Here is a 17,046-nt window from a genome sequence, read left to right on the forward strand (position 1 = left end):
TTACTCCTTGCCAATCGCGCTGGCGACCTGGGACCCTGGCGGTATCATCATCATATTGGCCAACTGCATAAACGGCAGATCCGTCAGGCTATCACCCATGGCCAGAATGATACCGTGCCGAATTTCCGGGCGTATGTCGATCAGGTGGGCCACAGCGGCGCGCTTTGAAATGCCCTGGGGCGTAAAGCTCAGGTTATTACCATTGCGATGGTAGACAAACTGCTCACCCGCCAGGAGGCGTAGAAAGCCTTCGAGATCATCAAGCCAGGCTTCCTCGCCGTTGGACTTGACGCAGAAATAGATGGAGCGCCCTTCTTCACGCACGACCCAATGGCGAAAACGCCCGGCAGCATTGTGCTTGGCGGTCTCGGCGTTCAGGGCCTCAAGGCCCGCTTCAGCCGCGCCTGAAAGGCGGCTGATGTGGTGCGACCAGTCCCGCTCGATCCTGCCATCAGGGTCGAGAATCACCGCACCGTTAGACGCAATCTTCCAGCTATCAAACGCAATGCGACAGCGCGAGAGCGCTTCTGTCGAGCGTGCTGTTACCGGCACCAGGCAGGTGGCCTTGAGTAACCAGGCCGTCAGTGCGGCCTGGGAACCGGTCATATAGGAATGGTGACCATTGGTGGCCTCTGCCGCGAGGCGCGATGCGCAGACGGGTTCAGTCATCTTGCGTGCGGTCTGGAAGAGGGTATCGTCGAGGTCGGTAAACAGCACAGGGCGCTGGCCACTTTCGGGCCGCCCGGGTAGCGAAGCATCGGTGGGTGTCATGAAATAGCGCCTTCCCTGACCAGGTGTACCTGCTGATTCCCATCCACCACCCAACAGCGGCCCAGGGCCGATGTCAGCGCGTCGGGAACGCCGGAAAGCCCGGTTTCGGTAAACACTATCATCTCGTCCCACTCCCCCGGGTCGACGTTATTGAGGTACATGCTGATGCCGATACCGTAATGGTCGGGAAACGTGATCTGCTGGCGGATCACTGGGCCTGGCAGCACGGGTGAGCGGGTGGTGGAAATAAAACTTGCCGCATGGCCGTGGCGTTCCAGCTGCTCAGCCGCCAGAAACGGGTGCCAGACATGTTCGCCGGTGCCAATCACCAACACCCGCGACTGCGGAACCAGCAAGGGGCACAGGTGGCGGTCGATATAGGCGGCCCAGGCCAGCCTGTCGGCAGCCATGGCAGCTGGACTCAGCCCGCTTCGCGGCACCCCGAAGGCAGCGCTGGGGTCGGGTGCCCAGGGCGGGCAAACTGCCGCGCATGCGGGCGGAAGGCTGCGCGCCTGGCTGCCAGGAGCAGGAGACCAGGCATAACGCCCCGAGAGCAGCGCCAGCGCACTGACGGAGACGCCAGGCAACGCTTGCTTTATGGTCGTTATGCAGCCCCCATCTGACCAGTCCGTCAATGTGACCAGAACGATTTTCGACACAGCGACTCCCGCTTGATGAAGCGCCCCGACAAGCCCTTTAAAGGTGTTGCCAGTGGTCGTTTCATCATCTACCAGCACCAGGGTGACGTCTTCCGTATCGGGAAGCACACCGGCCCGGGGCGGCAACACCATATGCTCAGCCGCGTGTGAGTGCTCTTCACGGGTATTCAGCCAGGGGCTGACGCCTTCCGGGCACAGCCGTGTCGTGGGCAGATAGCCCGCTGCAAGGTGCGGGCGCTTGCGACACAGGCCATCGAAGACGCCCAGCCCCAGGCCAACGGCTGTTTCCGCATAGCTCATCACCAGCACCGGCCCGCTGCCCAGCGGTTCCAGCAGCTTTTCAGCCAGCTGATCCAGGGCGGCGCGGTGGCGGGCAGCGCTGACCGGTATATGGCGGCCCAGCACGGTCGAGACAAACAGAAAGGCGCGCTTGGGGTTCTGGCGCTCGGCGATCCGAAAAAGGGCCTCGTCCGTGCCGTCTCCCTCATGATCATCGATTGCAAGGGTCAGGGTGCCGGTACCCAGCAAATGCTCAATCATGACGATGAATTGTCATCAGACAGGAACGCATCCCGGGCGCGCTGGCTTTCATCGTTATCACGGCGCGCCATGCGTTCACGTTCCGCCTGGGCTTCGCGTTCAACCCGAGCGGCCTCATTCGCTTCGCGGCGGGCAGAAATCACACGACGAATCCGCCATGCCAGATAGCCAATACCTGCCGCCAGCAGAGTCAGAAAGACAATGTTGAAAATCGGCAAATGGCGATAGCCCGGTTCAACCTGCCAGACTTTGACAGCGTTCGGGAACATCGAAAAGATTGGCAAACGCCAGCCGTAATGACGAACGGCGACCAGGTTCTCTTCGTCCTGAGCAATCGACCGGGCGCGGGTATGCAGGTTGGAGCTGTCAAACTTGCCGTAGATAATGGCATCTTCATTGCGGTAGTTACGCGGTTCTCCCTGCTCTGTTTCTGTCAGTACGAAGTAGACGTCTGTGGTGCTGACGGAGCTGCCGGATTCGTTATCAGCGCCATTTTCCTGGGTATCTACCCGCTTGACGTCTGTGCCCACCAGGCGCACCACATCCACCTGTGGCAAGGCATAATGCAGGCCTGCGCCGATGGCGATGACAATCACTCCGATCAGAGCGTATCCAAGGCGTTTCATCTATGATCTCCTGTAAACTCATTGCTGGGGGTGGCGACATGTTAGGGTCTGAATATTATTCGCCATGATGCCAGTTTTCGCATCATCGTTCTTCTCTAATCCGATGCTAATCGACGCACCAAGGGATAACGCCATGGTTACTACGCTGATCGCAGGACAAAACGCCAAACTTGCTAACCAGAAACTCACCTTTCGCCTGCTTGTCGGTAATGTGCAGAACGTAAGCCTCGATGCCTCAGCCATTCTGCTGGCCAACACAGGCAAGGTATCCAGTGATGATGATTTCATTTTCTTTAACCAGCCCACCCACCCCTCGGGTGCACTGATTCAACAGGAAGGCGCTACTTTTGCGGTTGATCTCAGCAACGTCCCCGGCCATCTTGAACGTATCGCCTTTGTGCTGACCGCTGACCCCGGGCTGTCCGCATTATCAGACGGTTACCGCTTTGAACTGACCGGGACTACTGATCAGTTTGATTTTAGTGGCCAGGGTGCGGGGCGCCCCGAAAAATCCCTGATTGTCTGCGAACTGTATCGTCGCAATGGTGACTGGAAGGTAAAAGCCGTTGATCAGGGCTTTGCCGGTGGTATGGCGCCTCTGGCTGAGCACTTTGGCGTTGACGTTGAGGGGTCGCCTGACCAGGCATCGCCCACTCCAACAGCGGCCCCTACTCCGCCCCCCAAGCCCCAGGAAAAATCCTCCGTCAATCTCAGCAAAATCACCCTGGACAAGAAAGGCGACACCATTTCGCTGGAGAAAAAGTCCGCCTCCTTCGGGAAAATCCACATCAATCTCAACTGGAACCAGACCGCAGGCACGGGCAAGAAGGGGTTGCTGGGCGCCTTGATGGGCAAACAGGGCGGTATCGATCTTGATCTTGGCTGCATGTTTGAATTCAAGGATGGCACCAAAGGGATTGTTCAGGCCTTGGGCAAGCACTTTGGCAGCCTGGAACAGCCGCCTTACATTTTCCTGGATGGCGATGACCGCACGGGGTCTATCAACCAGGGTGAGAACCTCTACATCAATGGCAAACAGTGGAGCGATATCAAACGCGTCATGGTGTTTGCGTTCATTTATGAGGGCGTCGCCAACTGGGCTGAAACCAACGGCCGGGTCTCCATCAAGGCGCCTGACCAGCCGGAAATTGAAATCCAGATGGATGCCAGCGGCCGGAACGAGAATTTCTGTGTGATCGCAATGCTGGAAAACAACAATGGCGACTTAAGTATTTCCAAGGAAGTCAATTACTTCAGCAGCCATAAGCCCGCCGATGACCATTACGGGTTTGGCTTCCAGTGGAAAACCGGCAGCAAGTAAACAACCCGACATCACTGCCTTTGGCAAGCGCCTGAGAGACGTTGTGAGGCAGTGCCGCGCCATGATGGTCCTGCTTCAGACGCTTTGTTTGCCTTTCTGGCCTCAGCCATAACAGGGGTCTGGGAAAGCGATGCCGGGTCCTCCGCTTGCCCTGCAAAACCTGCTTGGCGCATACTCATTCATGGACACCGCGCTTATAGCGCTCAATAAAAAAACCGGATGTGGAGTTCTGCTCATTATGCAACGCCGTCACTTTCTTAAAACCGCTGGTCTGGGCGCTGCGGGTGTCGCCGCCGCGCCTTTTGTTTCTTCGGCTCACGCCCAGGAAACCATTACCTGGGACATGGTGACCTCATGGCCGAAAAATTTCCCTGCTCTGGGGACTGGTGCCAACGACTTTGCCGCACGCGTTGAGGCACTTTCCGGCGGGCGGATGCGTATCCGCGTTCATGGGGCGGGTGAGCTGGTGCCCGCGCTGGAAGTGTTTGATGCGGTATCGGCAGGCACCGCTGAAATGGGCCATTCCGCTTCTTACTACTGGCGCGGCAAGGTGGCAGCATCGCAGTTCTTTACCGCCGTGCCGTTTGGCATGAACACTCAGGAAACCAACGCCTGGCTGTATTACGGCGGTGGCCAGGAACTTTGGGACGAGGTATACGCCAAGCACAACCTCAAGCCGTTTGCCGTGGGTAACACCACGACGCAACCGGGCGGCTGGTTCAAGAAAGAGATTAACTCACTGGACGACCTGCAGGGTGTAAAGCTGCGCCTGCCAGGGCTTGCCGGTGAGGCCATGAACCGCATTGGCGTGACGACAGTGACGATTGCCGGCGGCGAGATCTTTACCGCCATGCAGACCGGTTCTCTGGATGCCGCCGACTGGGTAAGCCCCTACAATGACCTGGCGTTTGGCCTGCACCAGGTGGCCGATTACTACTACACCTCGGCCTGGAACGAGCCCAGTGCGGTGTTGGAAGGCACGGTGAATCTGGACGCCTGGAACGCCCTGCCGGATGATCTCAAGGCGGTGGTTGAGGAGGCGGCCCGTGCTTCCAACCTGTCGATGATCAGCGAATTCACCTACCGTAACGCCGAAGCCTTGAACACCCTGGTTAACGAGCATGACGTCAAGCTGCGCGCCTTCCCTGAAGACGTCATGCAGGCGCTTTATGACGCTTCTCAGGACGTTATCCGCGAACAGACTGAAAACGACGCCGATTCCAAGAAGGTCTATGATTCCTACCGCGCCTTCCAGGAACTGGTCCGCCCTGTTACTGACAGCGGCGAATTTACCTATCTGAAAAACCGTGAACGCGTCGGTGGCTGATTGCCCTGGTGATATCCACGCCACCGCAAAATGCAGTGGCGTGTTATTGATCCCGGGGAAAACCGTCAGATCGTATCGTGTACCGAGCGGATTCGGCCGTTGTCGTCCAGCGCCACCATCACAAAACGCGCTTCCGTCACCTTCTGGCGCTCATCCAGCCGCTGGCCACAGGGTGGACGAACCCACACCTCGACATCTATTTTAAGAGAGCTGTGACCAATTTCTTGCACCTGGGTAAAGACACTTACCATTGAGCCCACCCGCACCGGGCTTAGAAAATCCATGGCTTCAATGGCCACAGTGGCCGTGCGGCCACCTGCCTCTCGGCCTGCGGCAAGCTCGGCGGCCTGATCCATCTGGTTGACCAGCCAGCCTCCCGGGATATCGCCATAGAAGTTGGTATCCTGACGAGACGCCAGCAGTTTCAGCGTAAGCTGGCCCTTTGGGGCCGGTGCGTCATCCACGTCGTTAGTTACCTGATTGTCCAAAAGAGTCATATAAACGTCGCTTTTTAGGGTTATTGTTTTCGCGCAGGGCATAAAAGCTCATGTTACTTTTACTATCTGAGTCAGTAGGCAGACGGCCAACTATTTGTTGCATTGCAATAACATAGCAGCAGTTAACCACAAGAGGACCTTTGTTTGAACAGCTGCGCGACATCTTTCTTGCTTCTTCGCCGGCCAGTGCACGCCATCTCGCTTAGCGTACTGCTCATGTTGGCCCTCACCTCAGCCAATGCAATGGCATCGCCGGTCAGTGGCACCTTGAGTGCTGTCGGGTCAGATACCATGGCGGGCCTGATTCTGCGCTGGGGTGAAGTCTTGAGCCAGCGCCATCCGGACGTCAACATCCAGTTCCAGGCCAGTGGCTCAGCCAATGCGCCTGCAGCACTGATGGCGGGTACGACTCGGCTAGGGCCGATGTCCCGCCAGATGACGGACACCGAGCGCCAGGCCTTCGAGCAACGTTATGGTTACCCGCCGCTGGAACTCAAGGTCGCCCGCGATGCACTGGTGGTCATTGTCCATCGTCATAACCCGCTGGCCGAGCTGACACGCCAGCAGGTGGATGCTCTGTTTTCGACCACTCGCGAGTGCGGTGCCGACGCCGCCATCAACCGCTGGCAGGCGCTGCCCGCTACCCGTGATTGGCCATTTGGTGCCATTAGCCTGCACGGACGCAACAGCGCCTCCGGCACTTACGGCCTGTTTCAGCAAAGAGCTCTCTGCGGCGGCGCGTTTCGCCCCACGCTCAGCCAGCACCCCGGCGCTTCCGCCGCAGTCGCCGCGGTGGGCGAATCGCCAGGCAGCATCGGCTATGCAGGGTATCATCACCTGACGCCCAACGTTAAAGCGGTCAGCCTGATCAATGCCGACGGCCAGGCCATTGCACCCAATGAAAATAGTGTGCAAAACGGTGACTACCCCTTATCGCGCTATCTTTACCTGTATGTCAATGCGCCGCCCGAACGCCCCTTGCCTGCTGCAGAAAAAGCGCTGTTAGACTTGATATTTTCACCCGAAGGTCAGCAGATTGCCCGTTCAGCGGGTTTTGTACCGCTCAGTGAAACTCTTCGCCAACAGCAGGCAGACTGGTAAACAGTACGGGATAGACAGCCCGGCAAAATGTCATCTAAATGTCACAAAAAAGTCTTACGCTATGTGCTAGGCCATGACAAGCGTCCTATCAACCACCTTCTGCGACCTCAGCCTGCACCATGCTATCACCATGACCCAGCCACCACGGCTTTCATCGTCAGCTCCGCGGACACTTGCGGAACCGCGCTACCAGCGCCCCCATCGGCAACGCCTGGATCGCCTGGCGACATCGGTGATTACTGCGGGTGCCTTTGCCGTGCTGGCTGCCATCCTGGCCATCGGGATCTTCTTGCTATGGGAGAGCCTCCCTCTGCTGGCGATGGACGATATGGCGCTGATCAGCTCGCTTTCGCCACTGGCATGGGGAACATTAAAAGCTGCGCTGGCCGCCATGCTGTTTGCCCTGCCACTTGCGCTGGGCGCGGCTGTATATACCGCCATGTACATGCCCGCACGCCAACGCACCCGGATCAAGCCACTATTGGAAATGATGGAAGCCATTCCCGGTGTGGTGATCGGTTTTATTGCCGGGCTGATACTCGCGCCCTGGGTGGAACGACACCTGACAGTTACCCTGGTTCTGCTGGTCTGGCTGCCTGCTAGCGCCCTGGTGGCAGGCATGCTGTGGCATGCCCTGCATAAACGTTGGCGTCAGCGTCTGCCTTTCAGCAGCGCTGCCCTCTGGCTGATTCCCTGGTTTGCGCTGATGGTCCTTCTCGCGCTCTGGGCAGCCCCACTGGCTGAACAGTACCTGCTGGGAGAAGATTTACGTCGCTTTCTTGATTTACAGCTAGGCATCGATTACGCCACCCGCAACGCCATGATAGTGGGCGCGGCAATGGGATTTGCAGTGATACCCAGCGTCTACGCACTGGCAGAAGACGCTCTTTCGGATGTGCCACCTGCCCTGCTGGAGGGCGCTCAGGCGCTGGGAGCTGACCGCTGGCAGGCACTCTGGAAAGTCGCCCTGCCAGCGGCCGGGCCAGGCATATTTTCCGCGGTGATGATCGGCGCCGGGCGAGCCGTAGGTGAAACCATGATTGTATTGATGGCCAGCGGCAATACGGCCTTGCTGAGCGCCAGCCCGTTTGAGGGCATGCGCTCCATGGCCGCCGCCATCGCCATAGAGATGCCGGAAGCAGCACCAGGCAGTAGCAACTACCATATGCTGATCTTTGCCGCCTTACTGCTGTTTGGCTTCACTTTTGTGGTCAATACCCTGGCTGAAACGGTCCGATTGCGCTTGCGTACCCGCCTGAAACGTATGGGGGGTGGCGCATGACACGCATCTGGCCATGGCTATGCGCTGCCAGTGTGGCGCTCTCATTATTCATGCTAGGGCTCTTGCTGGCCCTGTTGCTGACCCGTGGTTTAGGTCATTTCTGGCCATCCACCCTGGAGGTAGCCACCCTGGATTCCGGCGAGCTGATTGCCGGAGAAGCCGTGCGGGAAACAGCGCTACCCCAGCGTGACGGCAAAGAGCGGCTCTACTTTACCGCCAATCGGGATATCGACGGCGCCCGCTGGCGCTGGGTAGCTATAGACAGCATCGCCTCACGACAGACGCCCACCAAGCTTTTACGCCTGCAGCGCGGCCCCTGGGGGGATTTTATCGGCTATCTCTCTGCCTACGAAGATGGCCAGCAACGCCTGGAAGGCGAAGCCGCCTGGCAGGCATTGGCAACTGCCCTGGCAGCCCCGGCCAATACCCGCCCCCCGGCGACCCTGGTACTGGAAACAGCAGACGGTCAGCTCATTCGACAGGCGCTGGCGGATATTCACCGCGCCCAGCGGCCCAACGCCATGCACCCAGGTGAAAAGCTGCGCTACTGGGCGCACGGGGTCTGGCAGTTTCTGAGTGAAGGGCCGCGAGCCGCCAATACCGGCGGGGGCGTCTGGCCGGCGATTTTTGGCACCGTGCTGATGGTGATTGTGATGTCAGTGATTGTCATGCCCTTTGGCGTGCTGGCCGCGATTTATCTGAACGAGATTGCCCATCAGGGCCGCCTGACCCGGCTGGTGCGGATTGGCGTACGCAACCTGGCGGGTGTGCCTTCGATTGTTTACGGCGTGTTCGGCCTGGGCGTATTTGTTTACGGTATCGGCAGCTCGGTGGACCAATGGTTTTTTGAGGACACCCTGCCGTCTCCCACCTTTGGCACCGGCGGCCTGTTATGGGCATCCCTGACGCTGGCGCTACTCACCTTGCCCGTGGTGATTGTCGCCACCGAAGAAGGCCTGGCACGCATTCCCGATAGCCAGCGCGAAGGCGCCGTGGCCCTGGGCGCGACCCGGCTGGAAACCTTGACCCGCATCGTTCTGCCCATGGCCATGCCGGCCATGCTGACGGCGGTCATTCTGGCGGTAGCCCGCGCAGCGGGTGAAGTCGCCCCCCTGATGCTGGTCGGTGTTGCCAAACTGGCCCCGCAGATGCCGCTGGATGGTGACTTTCCCTATCTGCATCTGGAACGCAAGTTCATGCATCTGGGCTATCATCTGTTTGATACCGCCTTTCACGGCGACGATGTTCAGGCAGCCATTCCGTTGGTCTACGCAACAGCGCTCCTACTGGTTACGATTGTGCTGGTCCTTAACCTAACTGCCATATTCTTGCGCCATTATTTACGTCGTCAGCGAGGTCAGCCATGTTAGCGTCCAATCAAGGTCACAATAACATGCCACGCCAGGACCAAAGCTGCCTGAGCATTGATGCCTTCAGTCTGGCCTACGCGGGCAAGCAGGCGCTGCACGAGCTGACGCTGGAGATACCTCGCCACCGGGTAACCGCCTTTATCGGCCCGTCAGGGTGCGGCAAATCAACATTGCTCAGGGCGATCAATCGCCTGCATGACCTCAACGATGAAACCTCGCATAAGGGTCGCATCATGGTGGAGGGCATCGACATTCATTCACCCGACATCGACGTGTCGGAATTGCGGCGGCGAATTGGCATGGTCTTTCAGACCCCGAACCCTTTTCCCATGTCGATTTATGAAAACGTCGCCTTCGGGTTGCGATTACAGGGTCGGACGGCCAAGCGTAAGCGGGACGACATTATTGAATGGGCGCTCACCTCGGCGGCACTCTGGGACGAAGTCAAGGACCGTCTGCATCAGTCAGCCTGGCAGCTGTCCGGCGGGCAGCAGCAACGCCTGGTGATTGCCCGTACCCTGGCCGTTCAGCCCGAGATCCTGCTGCTTGATGAACCCGCGTCAGCGCTTGACCCGGTGTCGACGCTGAAAATCGAGGAGCTGATCTGCAACCTGAAATCGCAGCTGACCCTGGTACTGGTCACCCATAACATGCAGCAGGCCGCCCGGGTGTCCGATTTCACCGCGTTTTTAAGTCAGGGTGAACTCATCGAATACGGGCCGACGGACCAGTTGTTTACCAACCCACGCTTGCGCCACACCGAAAACTACATTACCGGGCGCATCAACTGACAGGAAGGTCGGTGACCCTGGACCTTACCTGCTTATAATTAATTTCATCACCCCGCAACCGCCATCAGGAGCGCACTATGGAAATCAACAGCGAAAGCCACAGCCAGCATATCTCACGTCAGTTCAACCAGGAACTGGAGGAGCTGAAAACCCACTTGATGGCCATGGGTGGCCTGGTGGAAAAACAGGTGCAGGATGCGATAACAGCCTTGCTGGAAAATGACAGCAAACTGGCCACCAAGGTGCGCGATAATGACCGGGAAGTGAATGATCTGCACCTGCAGATTGATGAGGAATGTACCCGCATATTGGCGCGTCGCCAGCCCGCGGCCTCGGACCTTCGTCTGGTGCTTGCCGTGATTCGTGCTTCCTCTGATCTGGAGCGTATCGGCGATGAGGCCAGCAAGATTGCCCGCAATGCCATCTCGCTGACTGAAAGTAACAATGTCATACGTGGGCTGGTCGAGGTGCGTCATATCAGTGAGCACGTGCGCAAGATGCTGCGTGATGCACTAACGTCCTTTGCCCGCTTTGACCTTGAGCTGGCCATCGAGGTGGTCCGCGAGGACGAGCTGGTCGACGATGAGTATGGCAGCGCCATGCGCTCGCTGATTACCTTTATGGCCGAAGATGCCCGCTCGATTTCATCGGTGCTGAGTGTCATGTGGATTCTGCGCGCCCTGGAACGGGTTGGCGACCACGCCGATAACCTGGCAGAACACGTTGTGTATCTGGTCAAGGGCCTGGATATCCGTCACAGCGACCCGGACACGCTGGAAGCGACCGTGCTCGACCGCGACAAATCCTGAGCTTCAGGCCAGCGTTTGCTGGCCATCACCGCTGGGTACGTATGGGTAGACAACATACGAGCCGGCAAATAACCGAACGGGCCGCATCCAGCATGCGGCCCGTTTCGTCGCTCCCCTGGACAAGGAAACCTCGAATGATCAATGCGTTCACCGCCATCACCCGAGGAACACGCTGGGTCTATCAACCCGGCCTGCGGCGTTATATCTTCTTCCCGATAGTGGTCAACTTCATTGTCTACGCCGGTCTGATCCGTTTTGTATGGCAACGCTTTGACGGTTGGCTGAGCTACTGGATGAGCCTGGTGCCGGGCTGGCTGGAATGGCTTTCCTGGCTGATCTGGCCGCTGTTCCTGATCAGCCTGGTCGCAGTGGTGTTCTTTTCCTTTACCCTGGTCACCCATCTGATTGCCGCGCCTTTTTACGGTTTTCTGGCCGCCAAGGTTGAAGCTCGAGCCACCGGCAAGGCGCCTATTGACGACCGTGGCCTGATCCGCACGGCCGTCGATACGCTTAAACGCGAGGTGGTCAAGCTGGGGTATATTCTGCCGCGCATGCTGGTGTTGTTCGTCATCAGCTGGATACCGGTGCTCAATCTGCTGGCCCCGTTTTTATGGGCGCTGTTTTCAGCCTGGGTACTGGCGATAACCTATCTGGATTACCCGATGGACAACAACAGGGTGAGTTTTGCCGATATGCGCTCGCGGCTCTCGGCCCGCTGGTGGCACAGCCTGAGTTACGGGGGGCTGGTGATGCTGTTGACCCTGATACCGCTGGCCAACCTTTTCCTGTTACCCGGCGCCGTTGCCGGAGCGGTGTTGATGTGGGATGGCCACTACCGCTAATGACGAACCCCACTATGCACGACTCACCACCACTGCAGCCCGACATCCCGGGTCAAAATGGATGCCCACTAACGGCGCGCGGGCATGACGGGGATGAGGGAGATTCACGACTCACCCGCCTCGTTACGGGGAAGTGACAGCAGAAACGTGCCCCTTCCCCCGGGTGTGAATCAATCTCCAGCTGGGCATCGTGGCGCAGCAGCACGTGCTTGACGATCGCAAGACCCAGCCCCGTTCCTCCCGTCGCGGTGCTGCGGCCTTTATCAACGCGATAGAAGCGCTCGGTCAAACGCGGAATGTGTACTGGGTCAATGCCGTCGCCATCGTCTTCAACCGTTATATAGGCGCCCTGAGCATCACAGACCCAGTGCAGAGTGATCTGGCTGCCTTGTGGGGTATAGCGCACGGCGTTGAAGGCCAGGTTGGAAATCGCGCTACGCAGCTCCTGCTCGCTGCCCATCAACTGCGCATTACTGCCAATGACCAACTGGATATCATGTTGCTCTTTGGCCAGCGCCCGCGCATCGTCAGCAACTTTATGCAGCAGGGCATGCACGTCAATCGGCGCGTGATCGTCGCCGCCCTGATCAATTTCCAGGCGCGACAGCAGTAAAAGGTCATCGACCAGGTTCTGCATCCGGGTGGTCTGGGCCTGCATCTGACCAATACTGCGGCCCAGGCGTGGCGGCAACTGCTCGGCCAGGTCGGAGTAAGTCTCCAGGTACCCGGCCAGGACGGTGAGCGGCGTGCGCAACTCGTGGGAGACGTTGGCAACAAAATCGCGACGCATCTGCTCAAGGCGATGCAAGCGGGTAATATCGCGGGCCATCACCAGACGTTCATCGTCACCGTAGAGGGTAATCTGGTATTGCAGGATGCGCCGCTCGTCGATGGGCGATGCCAGGGTCAGCGGTTCGCCATAGTCACGGGCGTTAAAGTAGCCCACAAAACGCGGATCACGCAGCAGGTTGGTAATATGCTGGCCACGGTCCTGAGCAGTCTTCAGACCCAGCATTTTGGCGGCGGCGCTGTTCCACCACTCAAGGTCACCGTGACTATCGAGCATCACCACGCTGTCGCGCATGGCTTCGGAGGATTCCTGGATGCGCCCCAGGGTAGCGCGCAGGCGATTCTGGGTAATCCGCTGACCTTTCTGATAGCGATACAGCCGATCAAACAGCTCGCCCCAAAGGCCGGCGGCAGCGGGCGGCTCGTCATGGGGATGCAGGGTCAGCCATCGATACAGGGCACGCAACTGATAAAGGTGGTAGCCAAGGCAGGCGGCCAGGCCAAGCGCCAGCCCAAAGCCTGCGCTGCCGACAATCGCCCCCAGCACAAAGCCCAGGGCACTCAACCAGATTAAACGCCATATTTCACGGCTCCACAGACGCACCCTTACCCCCGTGCAGAGAAACGATAGCCGGTTCCACGCACCGTCTGAATCAGGTGATGGTGATCAATTAACGCCTTGCGCAAGCGGCGAATGTGTACATCCACGGTGCGTTCTTCCACGTACACATTGCCCCCCCAGACCTGATCCAGTAGCTGGCTACGGGTGTAGGCACGCTCCTGATGGGTCATGAAGAACTGTAGCAGACGATACTCGGTAGGGCCCATATCCACGGCTTTGCCATAAGCACTGACGCGGTGGCTGACCGGGTCAAGCAGCAAGCCTTCGATTTCGATCGGATCTTCCACACCACGCGGTGTGGTACGCCGCAAGACCGCCTTTAGCCGGGCGACCAGCTCGCGCGGTGAGAAAGGCTTGGTGATGTAATCGTCAGCACCGGCTTCCAGACCCTGGATCTTGTTGTCTTCCTCGCCTTTGGCCGTCAGCATGATGATCGGCATTTCAGCGGTGGATTCCTCACGTTTGAGCCGCCGCGCCAGCTCGATTCCGCTGGTGCCTGGCATCATCCAGTCAAGCAAGAGCAGATCAGGCTGATGATCGACCACCATGGCGTGGGCATCCTGGGCGTTGTCCGCTTCAAGCACACGATAGTCAGCCATTTCCAGCGCTACCGCAATCATTTCACGGATAGACGCTTCATCATCGACAATCAAAACGGTCTTGGCGGTCATTCCAAAGCCTCAAGGTGTTAAACAAGACATTTCCATGACGATCTCACCATGAGTTGATGACATTAAGATGACAAAAGGCCGATTAACGCGGGTTTAAGCCCCCGTGGGCCATAAACTGAGCACAATGCCAGCAAATACCAATAGCCCCGACCAGTGGTTATTGAGAAAGGCCTGAAAGCAGCGTTCACGCTCGCGCTGACGGATCAAAACCTGCTGGTGCGCAAAGGTCGCCGCCATGGCAATCAGCCCCAGCCAGAAAAACCCACCCAGCCCCAGCCGCCAGCCAACCGTTGCCAGAAGGCCCAGTGTTGCCAGTTGCAGCAGGCCAATGATCAAGCGGTCAGCCTGGCCAAACAGCACCGCCGTCGACTTGATGCCGATTTTCAGGTCATCATCACGATCTACCATGGCGTATTCGGTGTCGTAGGCCACCGTCCACAGCAGGTTAGCGCAAAACAGCAGCCAGCCTTCCAGGGGGACATAACCCAGCACTGCGCCACAGGCCATGGGGATCGCCCAGGAAAACGCCGCCCCCAGCACCACCTGCGGGAAATGGGTATAACGCTTCATGAAAGGATAGACAGACGCCAGCACGACCCCACCAATTGATAACAGAATCGTAAACAGGTTGGTGAACAGCACCAGCACAAAGGCCACCGCTACCAACCCTACAAACAGCAGCTGAGCTTCGCGCTCACTGATGCGCCCGTTCGCCAATGGGCGGGTTTTGGTGCGCTTGACATGACCGTCAAAATGCCGGTCTGCGTAATCATTGATCACGCAGCCTGCAGCACGCATGGCATACACGCCGCCAACAAAAATCAACAGCAATGAGCGCTCAGGCACGCCCCCGGCTGCCAGCCACAGAGCCCACAGGGTTGGCCACATCAGCAGCCAGGTGCCAATCGGACGATCAAGCCGGGTAAGCTGCAGAAAATCCGTCAGGCGGGCAAGCCCACCGGGACGCAGAAGTGAACGATCCATGCTGACTCCATTAAAAAGTGTGCGTGCCTGACCCGGGTACTCAAACGCCTGGGCAGCCAAAGACCTGAACCTGATAGCCTAGCGTGAAGGGCCTTCCAGTGCATCTGCCATGGCAGTCAGAAAATACTCCTGTACCAGCAGGGACATACCGGTGTGGGAAAAACATGACCGCCGCCCCCACAGGCCGCTGGCCGCCACAAAGCGCGGCGCATGGCGAGTCACCTCGATCGGCCCGCGCCGCAGATCGGCCTGCTGAAACAGCCAGCTGCCCAGCGAGCGATCTCCAAGCCTGTCCAGACGCTGGCCATGCAGTTGATCAAGGGGAGCCACCGAGCGCGCTACCACCCAGGGTATATCGTCCAGACACAAGGCTACTTCGCGCAGCCAGGCATACCGCCTGAGGGGCAGCGCCAGCGCTCTGGCTTCATCCACGCTGGGGTAACCTACCCCCTGGCGCAGCACCCTGACGCGAAAACGCCGCCCCTTGCCTGCATTGATCAGGCGTGCCGTCAAGGAATCCGTCGACGCCACCCAGCGCCACCAGAAAACCGACATGCCGGGACGAGCCGCTGGTGCAGGCATCCAGCGAACAGGCAGTTCCGGCTCGGGTGGCGGCAGTGTGAGGGCATGTCTTGAAAGCGTTGCGTTCAAAATCTGACTCTTTAGGATCAATGATCAGCGGTGCCGATTAACCAAGTTGATCAATCGCCTTGATAGACCCCGCCATGCAAGCGCTAGTGTACCATGATGAGACTTGATGCCATGGGCGCGATAACGCCCTGATAACACCACTTCAACAGGGAACAGTATGTCAACTGACGCCGATTTAGTGATTGTGGGTACTGGCATGGCAGGTATTGGCCTGGCCCGAGCATTACGCCGTGCAGGAGATACCCGTTCGATCACCCTGATCAGCAGCGATAGCGGTGACGATTACAGCAAACCGCTGCTTTCAACCGGTTTTGCCAAGGGCCTGCCGCCTGCCCGGCTTGCCCAACGCAATGCGGATGCACTGGCCGAGGAACTCAACGCCAGGGTACTGGCCAACCGCCCGGTCACGGCCATCGACCCCGAGGCTCACCAGCTAACCCTTCAGCCAGACCATGACACTCCAGGCGGCCAGCCAACACCGCAGCGTCTCGCATACCGTACCCTGGTACTGGCCACGGGAGCCGCTCCGCGTATGCCATTTCAGCTACCGGATGCCTGTGCATCACGCTGCTTCACTATCAACGACCTTGACGACTACCGTCGCTTCCACGCGGCCCTGGGTGATGCTCCAGCCCGGGTGGCGATTATTGGCGCCGGGCTTGTCGGTTGCGAGTTTGCCAACGACCTCCACGCTGGCGGACACCAGGTCACCCTGATTGCGCCGGAGCGTGCCCCCTTGCCGCGTCTGCTGCCAGAACGCCTTGGGCACGCCCTGGCAGAGGCCTTCAGCACAGCGGGGATCAGATTGGCGCTTGAGCAAAACCTGCACGATATCACCTGCCACGACGGCGGTGAGGTTCGTCTTACGCTGGCGCCTGCCTCCTCGGGCAGCACAACCGGCAATACCCGTATCGATGCTGATATTGTCTTGTTGGCCACTGGCCTGGCGCCACGTACTTCCCTTGCCGAAGCTGCCGGGCTGGAAGTGACACCCCGGGGCATTACCGTTAACCGCACCCTGCAAACCAGCCACCCTGATATTTATGCACTGGGAGATGTAGCCTGTGTTGAGGGCGTGAACGCCATGTATGTACAACCGCTACAGGCCAGTGCCCAGGTGCTGGCCACCACACTGGCCGGCACGCCGACTCCGGTTCACTTCGGTACCTGGCCGGTACTGGTCAAAACCCCGCTCCTGCCGGTGGTTGCCTACCCGCCCCAGAGCACGCCAACCCACTGGACAATCGATGCCGACGGTCACAACATGACGGCGCTGGCAAAGGACGCCAGTGATCAACTGCTCGGCTTTGCGTTGACAGGCAATTGCGTACGTCAAAAGGTGGCACTTTCCAGAGTGGCACCTCCACTGCTAGGCTAGTGAAGGTCAAACGCA

At 58.8% G+C, this 17,046-nt stretch carries 17 protein-coding genes; 9 read left to right on the forward strand and 8 right to left on the reverse strand.

Annotated features, from left to right (window positions below; translation table 11 throughout):
* From LL947_RS14070 to LL947_RS14080, 3 genes are read right to left on the reverse strand one after another with little or no spacing between them, the layout of a single operon-like run.
* Complete coding sequence (locus LL947_RS14070; RefSeq protein WP_499833539.1) at positions 1 to 771, reverse strand: hypothetical protein; 771 nt, start codon at positions 769 to 771, stop codon at positions 1 to 3.
* Entirely contained in the window at positions 768 to 1,970 is a 1,203-nt protein-coding gene (locus LL947_RS14075; protein WP_499833540.1) for a phosphoribosyltransferase domain-containing protein, read from the reverse strand. Before LL947_RS14075 ends, LL947_RS14070 begins: the two co-directional genes overlap by 4 nt.
* Positions 1,967 to 2,596 carry a DUF1523 family protein gene (locus LL947_RS14080; RefSeq protein ID WP_404414813.1) on the reverse strand — a complete coding sequence of 210 codons (630 nt, stop codon included), beginning with the start codon at positions 2,594 to 2,596 and terminating at the stop codon, positions 1,967 to 1,969. The genes LL947_RS14075 and LL947_RS14080 overlap by 4 nt, the downstream gene beginning before the upstream one ends.
* A gap of 133 nt (positions 2,597 to 2,729) precedes the next feature.
* On the opposite strand from LL947_RS14080, the gene LL947_RS14085 reads away from it, so the two are divergent.
* Entirely contained in the window at positions 2,730 to 3,917 is a 1,188-nt protein-coding gene (locus LL947_RS14085; RefSeq protein ID WP_404414816.1) for a TerD family protein, read from the forward strand.
* A gap of 238 nt (positions 3,918 to 4,155) precedes the next feature.
* On the forward strand, positions 4,156 to 5,244 hold the full coding sequence (locus LL947_RS14090) for a TRAP transporter substrate-binding protein (protein WP_290823202.1): 1,089 nt from the start codon (positions 4,156 to 4,158) through the stop codon (positions 5,242 to 5,244).
* A 65-nt stretch (positions 5,245 to 5,309) separates the two neighbouring features.
* Here LL947_RS14090 and LL947_RS14095 read toward each other — a convergent pair whose 3' ends face one another.
* Positions 5,310 to 5,741 (reverse strand): acyl-CoA thioesterase, encoded by a 432-nt coding sequence (locus LL947_RS14095; protein WP_290823201.1) that lies wholly within the window; start codon positions 5,739 to 5,741, stop codon positions 5,310 to 5,312.
* A gap of 216 nt (positions 5,742 to 5,957) precedes the next feature.
* Between LL947_RS14095 and LL947_RS14100 the strand changes: the two genes are divergently transcribed.
* The 6 genes from LL947_RS14100 to cysZ all read left to right on the forward strand — a co-directional run bounded on the left by LL947_RS14100 (position 5,958) and on the right by cysZ (position 11,936).
* The gene (locus LL947_RS14100; protein WP_290823200.1) at positions 5,958 to 6,842 is read left to right on the forward strand and encodes a PstS family phosphate ABC transporter substrate-binding protein; all 885 of its coding nucleotides are present in this window, start codon (positions 5,958 to 5,960) and stop codon (positions 6,840 to 6,842) included.
* Between the two features lie 130 nt (positions 6,843 to 6,972).
* Positions 6,973 to 8,124: an ABC transporter permease subunit gene (locus LL947_RS14105; RefSeq protein WP_404418047.1), complete on the forward strand. Its 1,152-nt coding sequence runs from the start codon at positions 6,973 to 6,975 to the stop codon at positions 8,122 to 8,124.
* On the forward strand, positions 8,121 to 9,494 hold the full coding sequence (pstA, locus tag LL947_RS14110) for a phosphate ABC transporter permease PstA (protein WP_290823199.1): 1,374 nt from the start codon (positions 8,121 to 8,123) through the stop codon (positions 9,492 to 9,494). Before LL947_RS14105 ends, pstA begins: the two co-directional genes overlap by 4 nt.
* 23 nt (positions 9,495 to 9,517) lie before the next feature.
* A complete protein-coding gene (pstB, locus tag LL947_RS14115) occupies positions 9,518 to 10,285 on the forward strand; it encodes a phosphate ABC transporter ATP-binding protein PstB (protein ID WP_404414823.1) in 768 nt (255 codons plus the stop codon).
* 77 nt (positions 10,286 to 10,362) lie between these two features.
* The gene (gene phoU, locus LL947_RS14120; RefSeq protein ID WP_290823197.1) at positions 10,363 to 11,094 is read left to right on the forward strand and encodes a phosphate signaling complex protein PhoU; all 732 of its coding nucleotides are present in this window, start codon (positions 10,363 to 10,365) and stop codon (positions 11,092 to 11,094) included.
* 134 nt (positions 11,095 to 11,228) lie between these two features.
* Positions 11,229 to 11,936, forward strand: a complete 708-nt coding sequence (gene cysZ / locus LL947_RS14125) for a sulfate transporter CysZ (RefSeq protein ID WP_499833541.1) — start codon at positions 11,229 to 11,231, stop codon at positions 11,934 to 11,936.
* A gap of 52 nt (positions 11,937 to 11,988) precedes the next feature.
* On the opposite strand, the gene phoR is transcribed toward cysZ, so the two are convergent.
* The 4 genes from phoR to LL947_RS14145 all read right to left on the reverse strand — a co-directional run bounded on the left by phoR (position 11,989) and on the right by LL947_RS14145 (position 15,584).
* Positions 11,989 to 13,329 carry a phosphate regulon sensor histidine kinase PhoR gene (gene phoR / locus LL947_RS14130; RefSeq protein ID WP_404414829.1) on the reverse strand — a complete coding sequence of 447 codons (1,341 nt, stop codon included), beginning with the start codon at positions 13,327 to 13,329 and terminating at the stop codon, positions 11,989 to 11,991.
* A gap of 2 nt (positions 13,330 to 13,331) precedes the next feature.
* Positions 13,332 to 14,018 (reverse strand): phosphate regulon transcriptional regulator PhoB, encoded by a 687-nt coding sequence (gene phoB / locus LL947_RS14135; protein ID WP_499833542.1) that lies wholly within the window; start codon positions 14,016 to 14,018, stop codon positions 13,332 to 13,334.
* Between the two features lie 93 nt (positions 14,019 to 14,111).
* The gene (gene ubiA, locus LL947_RS14140; protein ID WP_290823193.1) at positions 14,112 to 15,002 is read right to left on the reverse strand and encodes a 4-hydroxybenzoate octaprenyltransferase; all 891 of its coding nucleotides are present in this window, start codon (positions 15,000 to 15,002) and stop codon (positions 14,112 to 14,114) included.
* Positions 15,003 to 15,080: 78 nt separating this feature from the next.
* The gene (locus LL947_RS14145; RefSeq protein ID WP_290823204.1) at positions 15,081 to 15,584 is read right to left on the reverse strand and encodes a chorismate--pyruvate lyase family protein; all 504 of its coding nucleotides are present in this window, start codon (positions 15,582 to 15,584) and stop codon (positions 15,081 to 15,083) included.
* 226 nt (positions 15,585 to 15,810) lie between these two features.
* Here LL947_RS14145 and LL947_RS14150 point away from each other — a divergent pair, with 226 nt between their 5' ends.
* Positions 15,811 to 17,031, forward strand: coding sequence for an NAD(P)/FAD-dependent oxidoreductase (locus LL947_RS14150; protein WP_290823192.1), 1,221 nt, complete (start codon positions 15,811 to 15,813; stop codon positions 17,029 to 17,031).
* The last annotated feature ends 15 nt before the right edge of the window (positions 17,032 to 17,046 follow it).

Origin of the sequence: Halomonas sp. BLK-85, assembly GCF_044792155.1 — a bacterium.
In the GTDB taxonomy this organism is placed as follows: Bacteria; Pseudomonadota; Gammaproteobacteria; order Pseudomonadales; family Halomonadaceae; genus Vreelandella.

What these genes read in the sequence shown, in the direction of transcription:
- LL947_RS14070 (WP_499833539.1), bottom strand. Translation starts at nt 771, where the DNA reads ATGACACCCACCGATGCTTCGCTACCCGGGCGGCCCGAAAGTGGCCAG.
- LL947_RS14075 (WP_499833540.1), bottom strand. Translation starts at nt 1,970, where the DNA reads ATGATTGAGCATTTGCTGGGTACCGGCACCCTGACCCTTGCAATCGAT.
- LL947_RS14080 (WP_404414813.1), bottom strand. Translation starts at nt 2,596, where the DNA reads ATGAAACGCCTTGGATACGCTCTGATCGGAGTGATTGTCATCGCCATC.
- LL947_RS14085 (WP_404414816.1), top strand. Translation starts at nt 2,730, where the DNA reads ATGGTTACTACGCTGATCGCAGGACAAAACGCCAAACTTGCTAACCAG.
- LL947_RS14090 (WP_290823202.1), top strand. Translation starts at nt 4,156, where the DNA reads ATGCAACGCCGTCACTTTCTTAAAACCGCTGGTCTGGGCGCTGCGGGT.
- LL947_RS14095 (WP_290823201.1), bottom strand. Translation starts at nt 5,741, where the DNA reads ATGACTCTTTTGGACAATCAGGTAACTAACGACGTGGATGACGCACCG.
- LL947_RS14100 (WP_290823200.1), top strand. Translation starts at nt 5,958, where the DNA reads ATGTTGGCCCTCACCTCAGCCAATGCAATGGCATCGCCGGTCAGTGGC.
- LL947_RS14105 (WP_404418047.1), top strand. Translation starts at nt 6,973, where the DNA reads ATGACCCAGCCACCACGGCTTTCATCGTCAGCTCCGCGGACACTTGCG.
- pstA (WP_290823199.1), top strand. Translation starts at nt 8,121, where the DNA reads ATGACACGCATCTGGCCATGGCTATGCGCTGCCAGTGTGGCGCTCTCA.
- pstB (WP_404414823.1), top strand. Translation starts at nt 9,518, where the DNA reads ATGCCACGCCAGGACCAAAGCTGCCTGAGCATTGATGCCTTCAGTCTG.
- phoU (WP_290823197.1), top strand. Translation starts at nt 10,363, where the DNA reads ATGGAAATCAACAGCGAAAGCCACAGCCAGCATATCTCACGTCAGTTC.
- cysZ (WP_499833541.1), top strand. Translation starts at nt 11,229, where the DNA reads ATGATCAATGCGTTCACCGCCATCACCCGAGGAACACGCTGGGTCTAT.
- phoB (WP_499833542.1), bottom strand. Translation starts at nt 14,018, where the DNA reads ATGACCGCCAAGACCGTTTTGATTGTCGATGATGAAGCGTCTATCCGT.
- ubiA (WP_290823193.1), bottom strand. Translation starts at nt 15,002, where the DNA reads ATGGATCGTTCACTTCTGCGTCCCGGTGGGCTTGCCCGCCTGACGGAT.
- LL947_RS14145 (WP_290823204.1), bottom strand. Translation starts at nt 15,584, where the DNA reads ATGCCTGCACCAGCGGCTCGTCCCGGCATGTCGGTTTTCTGGTGGCGC.
- LL947_RS14150 (WP_290823192.1), top strand. Translation starts at nt 15,811, where the DNA reads ATGTCAACTGACGCCGATTTAGTGATTGTGGGTACTGGCATGGCAGGT.